A 13,720-nucleotide genomic window follows, 5' to 3' on the forward strand; every position below is an offset into this window, starting at 1 on the left:
ATATTGAAAATATGCAGGTTGGATGTTGTTTTTTTGATATCAAATTCCTCTCATAAAAAATGAGAGGTTTTAATGAAGCTTTACTGGTAACGTTGATTTTTTTGAATCTCAATCCATTCTTCAATTTCTTTTTCTAGCCAAGCAACTGAGCGCATGCCAGTTTTAACCTGTTTAGGGAATGAGTTTTTCTTTATGTCTTCATAGATCCTTGTTCTAGACTTCCCGGTTATCTCGATCACTTTTGGCAGGCGAATTAGTTTGTTTGAAAAATTTACTTGAGGTTGTGAGAGCACAGCTTTCCCTCCAAATTAGTTAATGTTTAAAGAGAGTTTAAAGTAACTTACGGTTGTTTACGGGACGTGAAAATACTAAGCAAAACTAGGTCTGCTGTAAAATAAACATGAAATTCACAAAGTTGACAAATGTAAAAAATTTAGATTTACAGAAATATGACCATTTTAAAGAGCTGGAACGAGTTAGAAGCATCTGGAGTGTTTTCGATTGGTTTCTCGATATCTATGCAAAAGAGAAATTTGAAGGGTTTGGACGCGGAATAGCCCGTTATTGGGCTATTTTTAATCAGAAGTTGATGTTTCTTTGGTTTGTTTTGTGACTTGAGTCACATTTTTTCAGTGCCAAAGCTTAAAAATAGTTACTCATCTTGCCACTTAAACGCGTAAGGGGGGATAAAACCGCTCATGCATGCGTCAAGGTAATCAGACCACCACTGTAGCATGGGCCTGCGCTCTTCCATGTGCTCCGCTTTATGGATATATGCCGCCCGAACACTGTTTCTTTCTTGGTGACTCATTTGACGCTCAACTGCGTCTCGAGACCACAAGCCTGACTCTATGAGTGCGCTACAGGCCATTGCACGGAAACCATGCCCGCAAACTTCAGATTTTGTATCAAACCCCATTGTTCGCAATGCCTTATTTATAGTGTTCTCACTCATTGGCTTATACTGATAATGGTCTCCGGGGAAGATTAAGGCTTCATCACCGGAAATAAGTTTTATTTGACTTAGTAACTCCATCGCTTGGCGAGACAAGGGAACAAGATGTGGGGTGTTCATTTTGCTTCCCCTAAAGGAGTAACGAACTTTTTCTATTTCCTCTCGCTGGGCTGGTATTTCCCAGATTGCATGTTCCTCGCTAATTTCCCCCCATCTGGCGAATCTAAACTCACTAGACCTTATGAAGGTTAGCAAATTTAAATGAACAGCAAGCTTTGTTAACCTTCTGCCTGAATATTTTTCAATCTTGTGTAAAAGCTCCGGTATTCGATCCAATGGAAGTGCAGGCCTATGTGTTGATTTTCCGGTTTCAATCGCGCCGGTTAGGTCTTGAGCGGGGTTGTATTTTATAAGCCCACATTGGACGGCGTACCTCATAATAGATGTAATACGTTGTTGTAACCGAGATGCCAGTTCTAACTTACCTGTGTTTTCAACTGCACGTAAAGGTGACAGTAAGTCTTGAGTATTCAAGGCATTTATAGGGAACGACCCAATGGCAGGAAATAGGTGCATTTCAAAGCCCCTAATAACACTCAATGAATGTTGAGCTGACCATGTTTTCTTTCTGGAGTGCCATTCCCTTGCAATTTCTTCAAAAGAACTCACTTTCTCCGTCTTGGAGTGCAGCGGATCAATGCCTTGCGCAAGGCTTCTGAGTAGCTCATCACGAGATGCTCTGGCTTCTGCAAGTGTCATTAGTGGGTATGAACCAAGGGCTCGTGTTGTGTCTTTCCCGCCGATAGTTCGTCGGAACCGCCAATACTTAGACCCGTTCGGGTGTACTAAGAGGTATAACCCTTGCACGTCGCTGAGTTTATAGGGCTTTTCTTTTGGTTTTGCGCCTCGGATAGCGGTATCGGTTAAAGGCATGAGTTTTCCTTGAAGAGACGGGTACAAATCATATCGAACCGATTATACCCGCTTTTGTACCCGGATAAAGATGGGCTGTAGCGGATTTTTGAGGGATGTAGTGGGATGATGAATTTCTTTATTCGTCTGTTTTATAATGATTTTATGTATGTTTTGGGACGTCATGGGAAGGTGTTTTGGTGTCCCCGACTGGAATCGAACCAGTAACTAGCCCTTAGGAGGGGCTTGTTATATCCGTTTAACTACGGGGACGCTGTGGGCTGGCAACCTGAGGCTGCCGGGGCAGTATACCTTTTTTTACCCGCAGAATAAGCGCTTAGCGGTGCGTTTGCTCATTCCATCGCCAATATGCACGGATTTTTGCGTGCGTGCTGATCGCGATCACGGTTTTCTCGCCCTGACGGTCTGTTTTTCTGCCTCCAGCCGCGCTGCTTTATTTTTATCGCTCATATCATTGCGGATCTGCGCATGGCTGATTAACGCAAAGATGAAGGTGCCGCCGATAATGTTGCCGGCTAGCGTCGGAATGGCGAACGGGTAGATAAAATCTTGCCAAGGGATCACGCCGCTAAACACCAGATAAAGGATCTCTACCGATCCGACCACGATATGGGTCAGGTCACAGATCGCCACCAGATAGGTCATCAGGACGATCACCCAAATCTTGGCGGCCCCGGCGGAAGGGAACATCCACACCATGGTGGCGATGATCCAGCCGGCCAAAATGCCGTTGGCAAACATTTCTGACGGCGCATTTTGCATCACCTCTTCCGACAGGCTAACGAAGGCAGTGCGGGTGTTGTCGTCAAAAATCGGCATATGGATAAACGCCAGTGATACCAGCCCGGTGCCAATCAGGTTACCCAGCAACACCACGCCCCACAGGCGGAACAGGATAATGAAATTTCTCGGCGTCGGTTTGTGCATGATCGGCAGCACGGCGGTTACGGTGTTTTCGGTAAACAGCTGCTGGCGGGCCATAATCACGATGATAAAGCCAAAGGTGTAGCCAATATTCTCGATAAAGAAGCGGCTGGGATCGTCCGGCAAACGGGCGTGAAAAATACCCTTCGCCATCAGTGAGGCCCCCATTGACAGCCCGGCGGCCACCGCCGACCACAGCAAAGCCAGCCAGTCACGCTCCAGTTCTTTTTCACCCTCCATGCGGATCTGTTCATGCACCGCTGCTGCGCGTGAGGGCAGGTTTTGTTCCTTTACCTCGATTTCGCTCTTGCCTTGTTCCTGCTCTTTGCTCTCCACCTGCAGATGATCGTCGTTTTCCGTCTTCGGGCGCTGTTGTGAGTCGCTCATTATCTGCTCTCTCCTTAAACGGCTGCCGGGTCACGGATTAAGCATAGCTGGCGCACCGGTAGGCCGAAAGCCAGGTCGCACATTGCAGAAAAAAGTAACAAGAGTTTAACGCCGCCGGTTTTTTCTGCGCATTATTGATCTGGGGCGCAATATTACCCCTATTGGAGTAGCTGAGTACCCTGCGGCGGGCTACGTGCCGCAGATGGCTTATGCTATGATCGCTATCCCAAAGAAAAATATGAGTTCTCCCGATGCTGGAAGCCAAAAATCTGAGTTGCGTCCGCGACGAACGCACCCTGTTTAGTGCGTTAAGCTTTACGGTGAAACCGGGCGATATTATTCAGGTGGAAGGGCCGAACGGCGCGGGTAAAACCAGCCTGCTGCGCATTTTGGCGGGCCTGGCGCGGCCAGAGGGCGGTGAAGTCAGCTGGCATGGGAAAAATACGTTGCGCCATCGTGAACGTTACCATCAGGATTTGTTGTTCCTTGGCCATCAGCCGGGGATTAAAACCATGTTAACGCCCTTTGAAAACCTGCAGTTTTACCAGGCGGTGAATAGCGTTCCTGACCGTCAGGCCATTTGGCAGGCGCTGGAGCAGGTAGGATTAGTGGGCTATGAGGATTTACCGGTGGCGCAGCTTTCCGCTGGGCAGCAACGCCGGGTAGCTCTGGCGCGTTTGTGGCTCAGCGACAGCCCATTGTGGATCCTGGATGAGCCGCTGACGGCCATCGACAAGCAGGGCGTGGCTGAATTAATTAGCCTTTTTGAGCAACATGCGCAGCAAGGTGGCATGGTATTGTTGACCACCCATCAGGATTTGGCCGGCGTAACGCAGGCGGTAGGTAAAATCAGCCTGACGGAAAACCGCATGGAGACTCTTTGATGTTTTTGACCGTATTGCGCCGTGAGCTGAAGATTGCCTTTCGCAAAGGGTCGGAAATCGTTAATCCGCTGTGGTTCTTCCTGATCGTTATCACGCTGTTTCCGTTAGGGATTGGGCCGGATCCGCAGTTACTGGCGCGTATTTCGCCGGGGATTATTTGGGTCGCTGCGCTGCTGGCGGCGTTGTTGTCGCTGGAGCGTTTGTTTCGCGATGACTTTCTTGATGGCTCGCTGGAGCAACTGCTGTTGCTGCCGACGCCGCTGCCAATGACGGTGTTAGGCAAAGTGTGTGCTCACTGGGTGGTAACAGGGCTACCCCTGTTAATTCTGTCGCCGCTGGTGGCGTTGCTGCTGTCGTTGGACATCAATACCTGGCTGGCGGTGGCATTTACATTGCTGCTGGGCACACCGACGCTGAGTCTGATTGGCGCTATCGGCGTGGCGCTGACCGTCGGGCTGCGCAAGGGCGGCGTGCTGCTGAGCCTGCTGGTGTTGCCGCTGTATATCCCGGTGTTGATATTTTCCACCGCGGCCATCGATGCCGCCTCTATGGGGATGCCAATCGAGGGGTATCTGGCGATTCTGGGTGCCATGCTGGCGGGCAGTATCACGCTGGCACCGTTCGCTACCGCAGCAGCGCTGCGAGTAAGCGTACACTAGCTAACATATTGAAATGCGGGTTAACGCCATCAAGAGCCTGTTCCACCGCACCAGTAATTTTCGTCGCTTTGGTCAACAGGGCGGCCACCGTATAAATTTACCGTGAGCAATGACGACAATGTGGAAATGGTTACATCAGTTTGCCCAGCCTGAACGGCTGTATCGTGTCTGCGGCCGCTTTATCCCCTGGCTGGGGCTGGCCGGAACGGCCTGTCTGCTGCTGGGCTGGGTATGGGGTTTTGGCTTTGCGCCCAAGGATTATCAGCAGGGCGACAGCTTCCGCATCATGTATATCCATGTCCCGGCCGCCATGTGGTCGATGGGGATCTATGGCTCCATGGCGGTAGCGGCATTTATCGGCCTGGTGTGGCAGATGAAAATGTCCGATACGGTGGTGGCGGCGATGGCACCGGTCGGCGCGGTATTTACCTTTATTGCCCTGGTTACCGGTTCTGCCTGGGGCAAGCCGATGTGGGGCACTTGGTGGGTGTGGGACGCACGCCTGACCTCCGAGTTGGTGTTGCTGTTCTTGTATATCGGCATTATCGCGTTGTACAACGCCTTTGAGGATCGCCGCCTGGCGGGCCGCGCCGCTGGTATTCTGGTATTGGTGGGGGTGGTGAACATCCCGATTATTCATTTCTCGGTCGAATGGTGGAACACGTTGCACCAGGGGTCGACCAATATGCAACAGAGCATCGCGCCAAGCATGCGCACCCCGCTGCGCTGGGCGATCCTCGGTTACCTGCTGTTCTTTATTACTCTTACTTTGATGCGTCTGCGCAATTTGATTTTGTCTCAGGAAAGTCAGCGTCCATGGGTTGCCGGGCTGGTCAATAAGGAGCGCCAACCATGAATGCTGCATTTACTTCCTGGCAGGCGTTTTTCGCCATGGGGGGCTACGCCTTCTACGTCTGGCTGGCAGTGGCCGTTACTCTGCTCTCACTATTGGGGCTGGTGGCGCACACTTTCTGGCAGCGTCGGCAATTGCTCGATGAGATCTGCCGCCGTCAGGCGCGCGAACGGCGCATTCGTCAATCGCTGCAGTCGAAACAAAAATCCGCCAACCCGCGGGAGAAATCATTGTGAATCCACGTCGTAAAAGTCGCCTGTATCTGGCGATCCTAGTGCTGATCGGCGTTGCGCTTACCGCTACCCTGATGCTGTATGCGCTGCGCTCCAACATCGATCTGTTTTATACCCCGGGCGAAATTCTGCAGGGCAAGGGCGAAAATCATGAAAAGCCGGAAGTGGGCCAACGCCTGCGAATCGGCGGCATGGTGATGCCGGGTTCGGTAAAACGCGATCAGAAAACGCTGCAGGTCAGCTTTAAGGTTTACGATGCGCGCGGTGCGATCGACGTCACCTACACCGGTATTTTGCCGGACTTGTTCCGTGAGGGGCAGGGTGTGGTGGCGCAGGGCGTATTGGGCGAAGGTAATGTGGTCAATGCGCGTGAAGTGCTGGCGAAACACGATGAAAAATACACCCCGCCGGAGGTGGCCGACGCGATGAAAGAAAACCATAAGGGGCCGGCTTCGGCCTATACCCCCCCGCAGAACGAGGGCGCTAAATCATGATGCCGGAAACGGGAAGTTTTCTGCTGTGTCTGGCGCTGGCGATTTCGCTGCTGCTGAGTATTTATCCGCAGTGGGGCGCTGCACGTCAGGACCGCCGCATGATGGCGGTGGCGCGTCCACTGACCTATGGCATGTTTGCCGCTATCGCACTGGCCTTCATCTGTCTGGTGTATGCCTTCGTGGTCAATGATTTTACCGTGGCTTATGTGGCTGCCAACTCCAACACGCAACTGCCGGTGTATTACCGCATCGCCGCCACCTGGGGCGCCCATGAAGGGTCACTGCTGCTGTGGGTGTTGCTGCTCAGCTGTTGGTCATTGGCGGTGGCGTTGTGCAGCCGTGCGATGCCGCAAGACGCGGTGGCGCGCGTGCTGTCGGTGATGGGCATGATTACCGCAGGTTTCCTGCTGTTTATTATCATGACCTCCAACCCGTTCACCCGCACCTTGCCGAACTTTCCGATCGACGGTAGCGATCTCAACCCGCTGCTGCAGGATATCGGCCTGATTTTCCACCCACCACTGCTGTATATGGGCTATGTCGGTTTCTCGGTGGCCTTTGCTTTTGCCATCGCTTCACTGATGGCCGGCCGGCTGGATACCGCCTGGGCACGCTGGTCGCGCCCCTGGACCACGGCGGCCTGGGTGTTTCTCACCATGGGCATCGTGCTGGGTTCAGCCTGGGCTTATTACGAACTGGGCTGGGGCGGCTGGTGGTTCTGGGATCCGGTTGAGAACGCTTCATTTATGCCGTGGCTGGCCGGTACGGCGCTGATGCACTCGCTGGCGGTGACCGAAAAACGCGGGACTTTCAAGGCCTGGACAGTGCTGCTGGCGATTACCGCCTTTTCGCTGTGCTTGCTGGGCACCTTCCTGGTGCGTTCCGGCGTGCTGGTGTCGGTACACTCCTTTGCCTCCGACCCGGCGCGTGGCATGTTTATCCTCGCCTATCTGGTGATTGTGATCGGCGGTTCTTTGCTGCTGTACGCGGTTAAAGGCGGCCAGGTGCGCAGCCGGGTGCAGCATGAAACCTTCTCGCGTGAAACCTTCCTGTTAGGCAACAACGTACTGTTGATTGCCGCGATGCTGGTGGTGTTGCTGGGCACGCTGTTGCCGCTGGTGCATAAACAGCTTGGCCTGGGCAGTATTTCTATCGGCGAGCCGTTCTTCAATACCATGTTTACCTGGCTGATGGCCCCGATGGCGTTGCTAATGGGCATCGGCCCGTTGGTGCGCTGGCGTCGTGATGAACCGGCCAAGCTGTGGCGTCGTCTGAGCGTGGCGCTGGTGATTACGCTGGTGCTGTCAGTGCTGCTGCCGTGGCTGCTGCAAGACAGCATCGCCGGTATGACGGTGGTGGGGCTGATCATGGCGGTTTGGGTGATTATCCTGACGCTGATGGAACTGCACGAACGTGCTACCCATCGCCACGGTTTTTGTCGTGGCCTGAGCCATCTTTCCCGCAGTCACTGGGGCATGGTGCTGGGTCATCTTGGCGTCGCGGTGACGGTCATCGGTATTGCCTTTAGCCAAAACTACAGCGTGGAACGCGACGTCCGCATGAAGGCTGGCGACAGCGTGGATATCTATAACTATCACTTTGTGTTCCGTGATGTGCACGATATCCGTGGGCCAAACTATACCGGTGGCGTCGGTATCATCGATGTCACGCGCAACGGCAAGCCGGAAGCGACGCTGCGCGCGGAGAAACGCTACTACAGCGTGGCGCGCAGCATGATGACCGAAGCGGCCATCGACGGCGGTTTCAGCCGTGACCTGTATGCGGCACTGGGCGAAGAGCTGGACGACGGCTCTTGGGCCGTGCGGTTGTACTATAAACCCTTCGTACGCTGGATCTGGTTCGGTGGCGTGTTTATGGCGATCGGCGGCATCCTGTGTATTCTCGACCCGCGCTACCGGATGAGCAAAAAACTCAAGCGTGAAGGCAAGCTGGAGGAGCAGGCATGAACCGTAAGCTACTGTTTATCCCGTTAATCCTGTTCCTGCTACTGGTGGCGGCGTTCATGGTGCAATTGACGCGCAACGCCGGTGGCGAAGACCCGACCATGTTGGAATCGGCGTTGATCGGCAAGCCGGTGCCGGCTTTCAAGCTGGAATCCCTCGACCAGCCTGGCAAGACTTACGATCAGGCAGTGCTGCGCAATGGCAAACCCATGCTGCTGAACGTCTGGGCCACCTGGTGCCCGACCTGCCGTGCCGAGCATCAATACCTCAATACGTTGGCCGCGCGCGGTATCCGCGTAGTGGGGTTGAACTATAAAGATGATCGCAGCAAGGCGGTGACCTGGTTGAATTCACTGGGTAACCCTTATGCGCTCAGCCTGTATGACGGCGACGGCATGCTGGGGTTGGATTTGGGCGTGTACGGCGCGCCGGAAACTTTCCTGATCGACGGACAAGGCATTATTCGCTATCGCCACGCCGGAGATATGAACGAGCGCGTTTGGCAGCAGGAAGTGCTGCCGCTGTACAAAAAATATGGGGGTGAGGCATGAGGCTGTTGACCCTGATATTTGCCGCGTTACTGAGCTGGAGCGCGGCTGCGGCTATTGATACCTATCAGTTCAAATCGGTGGAGCAGGAACAGCAATACCGTGAACTGACCGAGCAGCTACGCTGCCCGAAATGCCAGAACAACAGTATTGCCGATTCTAACGCCATCATCGCGGCGGACATGCGTACCAAGGTGTATGAGCTGATGATGCAGGGGCAGAGTAAGCCGCAGATCATCGATTATATGGTGGCGCGCTACGGTAATTTCGTCACCTATGAGCCGCCAGTGACCCCGGCGACGCTGATCCTATGGGTCGGCCCGTTGCTGTTTGTGCTGATCGGCGGGGCGGTAGTGATACTGCGCACTCGCCGTCGCCGCGCCGGTGCTGCTAACGCTAACGATGAATTCTCCGAGCAGGAGCAACAGCGTTTGGCAGCGCTGCTGAAAGAGACTGACAGGAAGAAACTCTAATGGCTTTTTGGCTGATTATTATTGTCTTGCTGGTTGGCGCTGCGGCGTTACTGGTGGTGCCGGCGATGCGCCAAAGCGACAAAAGCACTGCCGCTAGCCGCGATACGCTGAATAAAGCGTTTTATCAGGATCGTCTGCATGAGCTGGAGCAGGACGAACAGCAGGGGGTGGTTGCTGAACGCCCTGAACTGGTGAAAGAGTTGCAGCAAAACCTGCTCAATGATATCCCCGGCCAGCAGGATACGCAGGAGAAACCCATTAACCGCTGGGCCTTGGTACCCGGCGTAGCCTTGCTGGTGGTGGTCACCCTGGGGTTCTATCTGAAAACCGGTGGGCTGGCGCAGGTATTGGAGTGGCAACAGGTCGAGGCGCAAATGCCGGATCTGCGCGCGCGCGTCGCTAATGAGCGCGCCCAACCGTTGAGCATGGAAGAGATTGCTCGCCTCGGGCTGGGGCTGCGTACCGCGTTGCAGCAGGACGATCGCAATATCAACGACTGGATGATGTTGGGGCGCGTCGGTATGGCGCTGAATAACGCCACCACCGCCACTCAGGCATTTGCTCATGCTTATCAACTTGATCCGAATAGTCTGGAAGTCCGTCTCGGCTACGCAGAAGTCTTGACGAGATCCAACGATCCGGAGGATAACAAGCAGGCCACTCAGATGCTGCGTAAGATGATCGCCGAAGATCACACCAATATGCGCGTGCTGAGCCTGCTGGCGTTTAATTCCTTCGAACAGGGTGATTTCAAGCAGGCGATTGGTGCCTGGCAGGTCATGCTGAAACTGTTGCCGGCCAATGATCAACGCGCCGAAGTGATAAAGCGCAGTATTGAACAAGCAAAAACCCAGGTGAACGGAGAAACTGTTAAACTTGGTGTTAACGTGACGTTATCGCCGCAGGCGAGTAACGCTTTGCCGCAGCAGGGTACGCTGGTAATTTCAGTGACCGATGGCACCAATCCAGTGCCGGTGGCGGTAAAACAACTGCCCTTAAGCCGTTTCCCGCAGTCGTTTTCTCTGGATGATAGCAACGCCATGATGCCTGAACGCCTGCTTTCGGCTCAGCATCAGGTCAAGGTGCGGGTGCGGATTTCTCAGGACGGTCTGGCCACGCCACAGGCGGGTGATTGGTTCGGTGAGAGTGCGCTGCAGAATTTCAGCGGTAAAGAGCAGATTGACGTTCAGATAAACAAACAGGTCCCTTAAATAAAAAGACCGAACGTGTTTTTATGGAGAAAAATATGAACTTTCGCCTGACTGGGCTGGCTTTCACAACGGTGTTATTGGTGGGCTGTGCCAGCGCACCACAAGATGAACCACAAGGGCGATCCGATCCTCTGGAAGGATTTAACCGGACGATGTTCAACTTTAACTATAACGTCCTGGATCCGTACGTACTGCGCCCGGTGGCCGTGGCCTGGCGCAACTACCTGCCCATGCCGGCGCGTAATGGACTAAGCAACTTTACGTCTAACCTGGAAGAGCCGGCCAGCATGGTCAACTCCTTCCTGAAAGGCGACCCCTATAAGGGGATGATTCACTTTAACCGTTTCTTCCTCAACACCCTTCTGGGTATGGGCGGTCTGATCGACGTGGCCGGGATGGCTAATCCGAAACTGGCTCGCGAAGAGCCTAACCGTTTCGGCAGCACGCTGGGGCATTATGGCGTCGGCTACGGTCCTTATGTGATGTTGCCGGGCTACGGCAGTTTCACCCTGCGTGAAGAGGGCGGTGATTGGGCGGATACGGTTTATCCGGTGCTGAGCTACCTGACCTTCTGGATGTCGGCGGGTAAATGGGTGGTTGAAGGGATTGAAACCCGTGCCGAGCTGTTGGATTCCGACGGCCTGCTGCGCAACTCTTCCGATCCGTACCTGATGGTGCGCGAAGCCTACTTCCAGCGTAACGACTTCCTGGCGAACGGCGGCTCGCTGAAGCCGGAAGTTAACCCGAACGCTCAGGCGATCCAGGGCGATCTGGACGAGATCGACTCCCAGTAATCTCGCTTGGCGAAGAAAAAGAACCCGCTTTGATGGCGGGTTTTTTTATGCTTTGAGATTAACGGCAAAAAAAGCGCCCTAAGAAGGGCGCTCCAGACGGATGACAAACCTCATTCCTGCCCAGAGCGAGTAGAGGCTGATAAAGAAAAATCAGGAAAATCAATTTATTGATTTTCGGCTGTTCACCACAAAGCAGGAAAAACCACGCTTTTTCCTGCTTTGTCAGCAACCTAAAGCGCCCTAAGAAGGGCGCTCCTGGCTTCGTTATCGAAAAGATTAGAAGCGGTAGTTGAAGTTGGCACCGTACAGCCAGGCCTTGCCCACCGATTCGAAGGTGTATGGACCTTCTTTAATGGTGACTTTCTGACCGTGCATGTAGGAGATACCGACGTCAACCGAAGCGTCTTTGTTGAACGCGTAGCTGGTACCTGCGCTCAACCAGAAGCGGTCCTGATCCGGGATAGAGATAGAACGGTTCTGGGCCGGCACCGGGCTGTCATCGAAGGCGATACCGGTACGGAAGGTCCAGTTATCGTCGTAGAAGTAGGTAGTACCCAGTGCGATGCGGTAAGCGTCTTTAAAGCCTTCATGCTTCTCGAACAGCGTCTGGCCGTTGTTGCCGGTAGCTTTCAGCTCCTGGAACTGGCTCCAGCTGGTGTAAGCCAGGCTGTAGTGGATAGCCCACTGAGGTGCAACCTTGTTGTAACCTGAGATTTCCCACATTTCCGGCAGGTTCAGGGTCAGAGAGCCAGGAATGGTATTGCCATCGGTCCCCCATGGCAGACTGGTTCTTCCCTGCAGCGGGTTAAGGCGGGATGGAATGCTGCTTTTGTAGTCGCCGTCGAAGTCGACTTTCACTTCTGAACGATAAGTTAAGCCATAGCGGTTGTTTTCGTCGACTTCATACAGCAGGCCGGCGTTCCAGCCAAAGCCCCATTCATCGCCCTTCAGGTGAGAGATTTGAGTATCAGCTGGCATTCCGAGGGCTGCACCACTTTCACCGGCATAACGCTCAAGCTTGGCTTTGGCGTAAACCGCGTCAAAGCCCAGGCCGAAGCTGAATTGTTTGTTCAGACGGTAAGCACCGCTCAGGTTCAGGTTGACGGTGGTCAGGTCAGTTTTGCCACCGTAAGCCCCAGCGGTATAACCGTCGTTGAATTCGGTCGCCAGGCCGTAGTTGCTGGTGACCGAGCCACCCACGGCAAACTGATCGTTAATAGGTTGAACATAATGCAGGTTTGGCACCCAGGCGGTAGGGGCGATATTTTTAGAATCCAGGCTAGCACCGGAAGGTGACTTGCCGGAGATGTCTACATCCGGATCGATAAACACCGCACCTAGGGAGAGTTCCGGACGGGTGTACATCATCAGCAGGGCCGGGTTGCGGCTGGCGGAAGCTGCAGTATCCGCCATGGCGCCCTCGCCAGAATACGAACGTCCTAAACCAGCTGATGAAAACTCATTCAGCTGGAATCCTGCGGCAGACACGTTTGAAGAAATAATTGCCACTGCAGCTGCGAGAGCTGATTTAGTAAATAGGTTTTTCTGGCTCATGACCAAAACCTCATTATGTGTTTATTATTTAAACTATGTTACTTAGAGTAACAAGGAGCGCGGGATTGTAGGGTCCGTTATCATTCAGACAAATCAGACCAGTGGCTGAATTATAGGTCCGACCTGTGAGAATGTTGCAACATTGTTTTTGAAATATTTCCAAATTGATATCAAAAGAGAGATCTGGCTAACAAAAAACCAGCAGTGCATAACAAAATTCTTACCATTTCTTAGCAGGCGACGATTTTCATTTGTGATTTCCATCACTTAAAACACCTATAAAAAGTAAGTGCTAGTGATCGGTTTCATCGCAGAGTAAAATGAGCGCAGAATCTTGTGTCTTTGCGCCAGTAGTTAAATGGCAATTTGGACTCGCGTAACGGCGGTCCCTGAGGAGAATGAATCATGTCAAACGCACTTAATAAATGTAGCGCCCAGGAAACTGCCGCTTGTTGCTGTGTTGATGTCGGTACCGTCATGGACAATACCGATTGCACCGCCTCCTACAACCAGGTGTTTGCTAATCAGCAAGATGCAGAGAAAATGCTGGCGGTGTTGACCGAAAAAGCCCGCGGCGTGGAATCTGACCCTTGCGACATCAGCAGTAGCATTAAACCGGTTGACGGTGGTGTGGAACTGGTGGCTGATTTCACCTTTGCCTGCCAGGCAGAAACCTTTATTTTCCAGCTTGGCCTGCGTTAATTGCTGCTTTAAAACGGTGCGGGGTTCACCCGCGCCACTCGCTTCCTCCTCAACCCTCCTCTAGAAAGTTGCTCCTGCTCTCAGTTTTCACTTCTGCCGGTTTGCCAAATGTAAACATTTGGTTAACAATGACCCCATCAGGTCAGACCTCT

General features: G+C 53.2%; 15 protein-coding genes and 1 tRNA gene. 11 read left to right on the top strand and 5 right to left on the bottom strand.

The genetic code is table 11. The annotated features are described in order from the left end of the window. Positions 1-80 precede the first annotated feature (80 nt). The 4 genes from ACUTSU_RS09000 to ACUTSU_RS09015 form a co-directional block, all read right to left on the bottom strand. Positions 81-293 carry an AlpA family phage regulatory protein gene (locus ACUTSU_RS09000; RefSeq protein ID WP_445654057.1) on the bottom strand — a complete coding sequence of 71 codons (213 nt, stop codon included), beginning with the start codon at positions 291-293 and terminating at the stop codon, positions 81-83. A 359-nt stretch (positions 294-652) separates the two neighbouring features. Next, positions 653-1,888 (bottom strand): tyrosine-type recombinase/integrase, encoded by a 1,236-nt coding sequence (locus ACUTSU_RS09005; RefSeq protein WP_445654058.1) that lies wholly within the window; start codon positions 1,886-1,888, stop codon positions 653-655. Between the two features lie 177 nt (positions 1,889-2,065). After that, positions 2,066-2,140: transfer RNA gene (locus tag ACUTSU_RS09010), tRNA-Arg, on the bottom strand. Positions 2,141-2,269: 129 nt separating this feature from the next. Further along, positions 2,270-3,199, bottom strand: coding sequence for a formate/nitrite transporter family protein (locus ACUTSU_RS09015; protein WP_445654059.1), 930 nt, complete (start codon positions 3,197-3,199; stop codon positions 2,270-2,272). Between the two features lie 251 nt (positions 3,200-3,450). Between ACUTSU_RS09015 and ccmA the strand changes: the two genes are divergently transcribed. The 10 genes from ccmA to mlaA all read left to right on the top strand — a co-directional run bounded on the left by ccmA (position 3,451) and on the right by mlaA (position 11,312). Further along, positions 3,451-4,083 (top strand): cytochrome c biogenesis heme-transporting ATPase CcmA, encoded by a 633-nt coding sequence (gene ccmA / locus ACUTSU_RS09020; protein ID WP_445654060.1) that lies wholly within the window; start codon positions 3,451-3,453, stop codon positions 4,081-4,083. Further along, positions 4,083-4,742: a heme exporter protein CcmB gene (gene ccmB, locus ACUTSU_RS09025; protein ID WP_153859612.1), complete on the top strand. Its 660-nt coding sequence runs from the start codon at positions 4,083-4,085 to the stop codon at positions 4,740-4,742. Before ccmA ends, ccmB begins: the two co-directional genes overlap by 1 nt. A 118-nt stretch (positions 4,743-4,860) precedes the next feature. Beyond that, positions 4,861-5,598 carry a heme ABC transporter permease gene (locus ACUTSU_RS09030; RefSeq protein ID WP_153860942.1) on the top strand — a complete coding sequence of 246 codons (738 nt, stop codon included), beginning with the start codon at positions 4,861-4,863 and terminating at the stop codon, positions 5,596-5,598. Then, positions 5,595-5,831: a heme exporter protein CcmD gene (gene ccmD / locus ACUTSU_RS09035; RefSeq protein ID WP_445654061.1), complete on the top strand. Its 237-nt coding sequence runs from the start codon at positions 5,595-5,597 to the stop codon at positions 5,829-5,831. Before ACUTSU_RS09030 ends, ccmD begins: the two co-directional genes overlap by 4 nt. Then, positions 5,828-6,322 carry a cytochrome c maturation protein CcmE gene (gene ccmE, locus ACUTSU_RS09040; protein ID WP_445654062.1) on the top strand — a complete coding sequence of 165 codons (495 nt, stop codon included), beginning with the start codon at positions 5,828-5,830 and terminating at the stop codon, positions 6,320-6,322. The genes ccmD and ccmE overlap by 4 nt, the downstream gene beginning before the upstream one ends. Further along, positions 6,319-8,289 carry a heme lyase CcmF/NrfE family subunit gene (locus ACUTSU_RS09045; protein ID WP_445654063.1) on the top strand — a complete coding sequence of 657 codons (1,971 nt, stop codon included), beginning with the start codon at positions 6,319-6,321 and terminating at the stop codon, positions 8,287-8,289. The genes ccmE and ACUTSU_RS09045 overlap by 4 nt, the downstream gene beginning before the upstream one ends. Then, entirely contained in the window at positions 8,286-8,837 is a 552-nt protein-coding gene (locus tag ACUTSU_RS09050; RefSeq protein ID WP_037423648.1) for a DsbE family thiol:disulfide interchange protein, read from the top strand. Before ACUTSU_RS09045 ends, ACUTSU_RS09050 begins: the two co-directional genes overlap by 4 nt. Then, positions 8,834-9,307 carry a cytochrome c-type biogenesis protein gene (locus ACUTSU_RS09055; RefSeq protein WP_445652400.1) on the top strand — a complete coding sequence of 158 codons (474 nt, stop codon included), beginning with the start codon at positions 8,834-8,836 and terminating at the stop codon, positions 9,305-9,307. The genes ACUTSU_RS09050 and ACUTSU_RS09055 overlap by 4 nt, the downstream gene beginning before the upstream one ends. After that, the gene (ccmI, locus tag ACUTSU_RS09060; protein WP_445654064.1) at positions 9,307-10,518 is read left to right on the top strand and encodes a c-type cytochrome biogenesis protein CcmI; all 1,212 of its coding nucleotides are present in this window, start codon (positions 9,307-9,309) and stop codon (positions 10,516-10,518) included. The genes ACUTSU_RS09055 and ccmI overlap by 1 nt, the downstream gene beginning before the upstream one ends. Positions 10,519-10,553: 35 nt before the next feature. After that, on the top strand, positions 10,554-11,312 hold the full coding sequence (gene mlaA, locus ACUTSU_RS09065; RefSeq protein WP_445652398.1) for a phospholipid-binding lipoprotein MlaA: 759 nt from the start codon (positions 10,554-10,556) through the stop codon (positions 11,310-11,312). Positions 11,313-11,588: 276 nt separating this feature from the next. Here the strand turns inward: mlaA and fadL are convergent, their stop codons facing one another. Beyond that, entirely contained in the window at positions 11,589-12,866 is a 1,278-nt protein-coding gene (gene fadL / locus ACUTSU_RS09070; RefSeq protein ID WP_445652397.1) for a long-chain fatty acid transporter FadL, read from the bottom strand. A 405-nt stretch (positions 12,867-13,271) separates the two neighbouring features. On the opposite strand from fadL, the gene ACUTSU_RS09075 reads away from it, so the two are divergent. After that, on the top strand, positions 13,272-13,568 hold the full coding sequence (locus ACUTSU_RS09075; RefSeq protein ID WP_445652396.1) for a YfcZ/YiiS family protein: 297 nt from the start codon (positions 13,272-13,274) through the stop codon (positions 13,566-13,568). Positions 13,569-13,720 lie beyond the last annotated feature (152 nt).

Source organism: Serratia sp. NA_13, assembly GCF_052691735.1.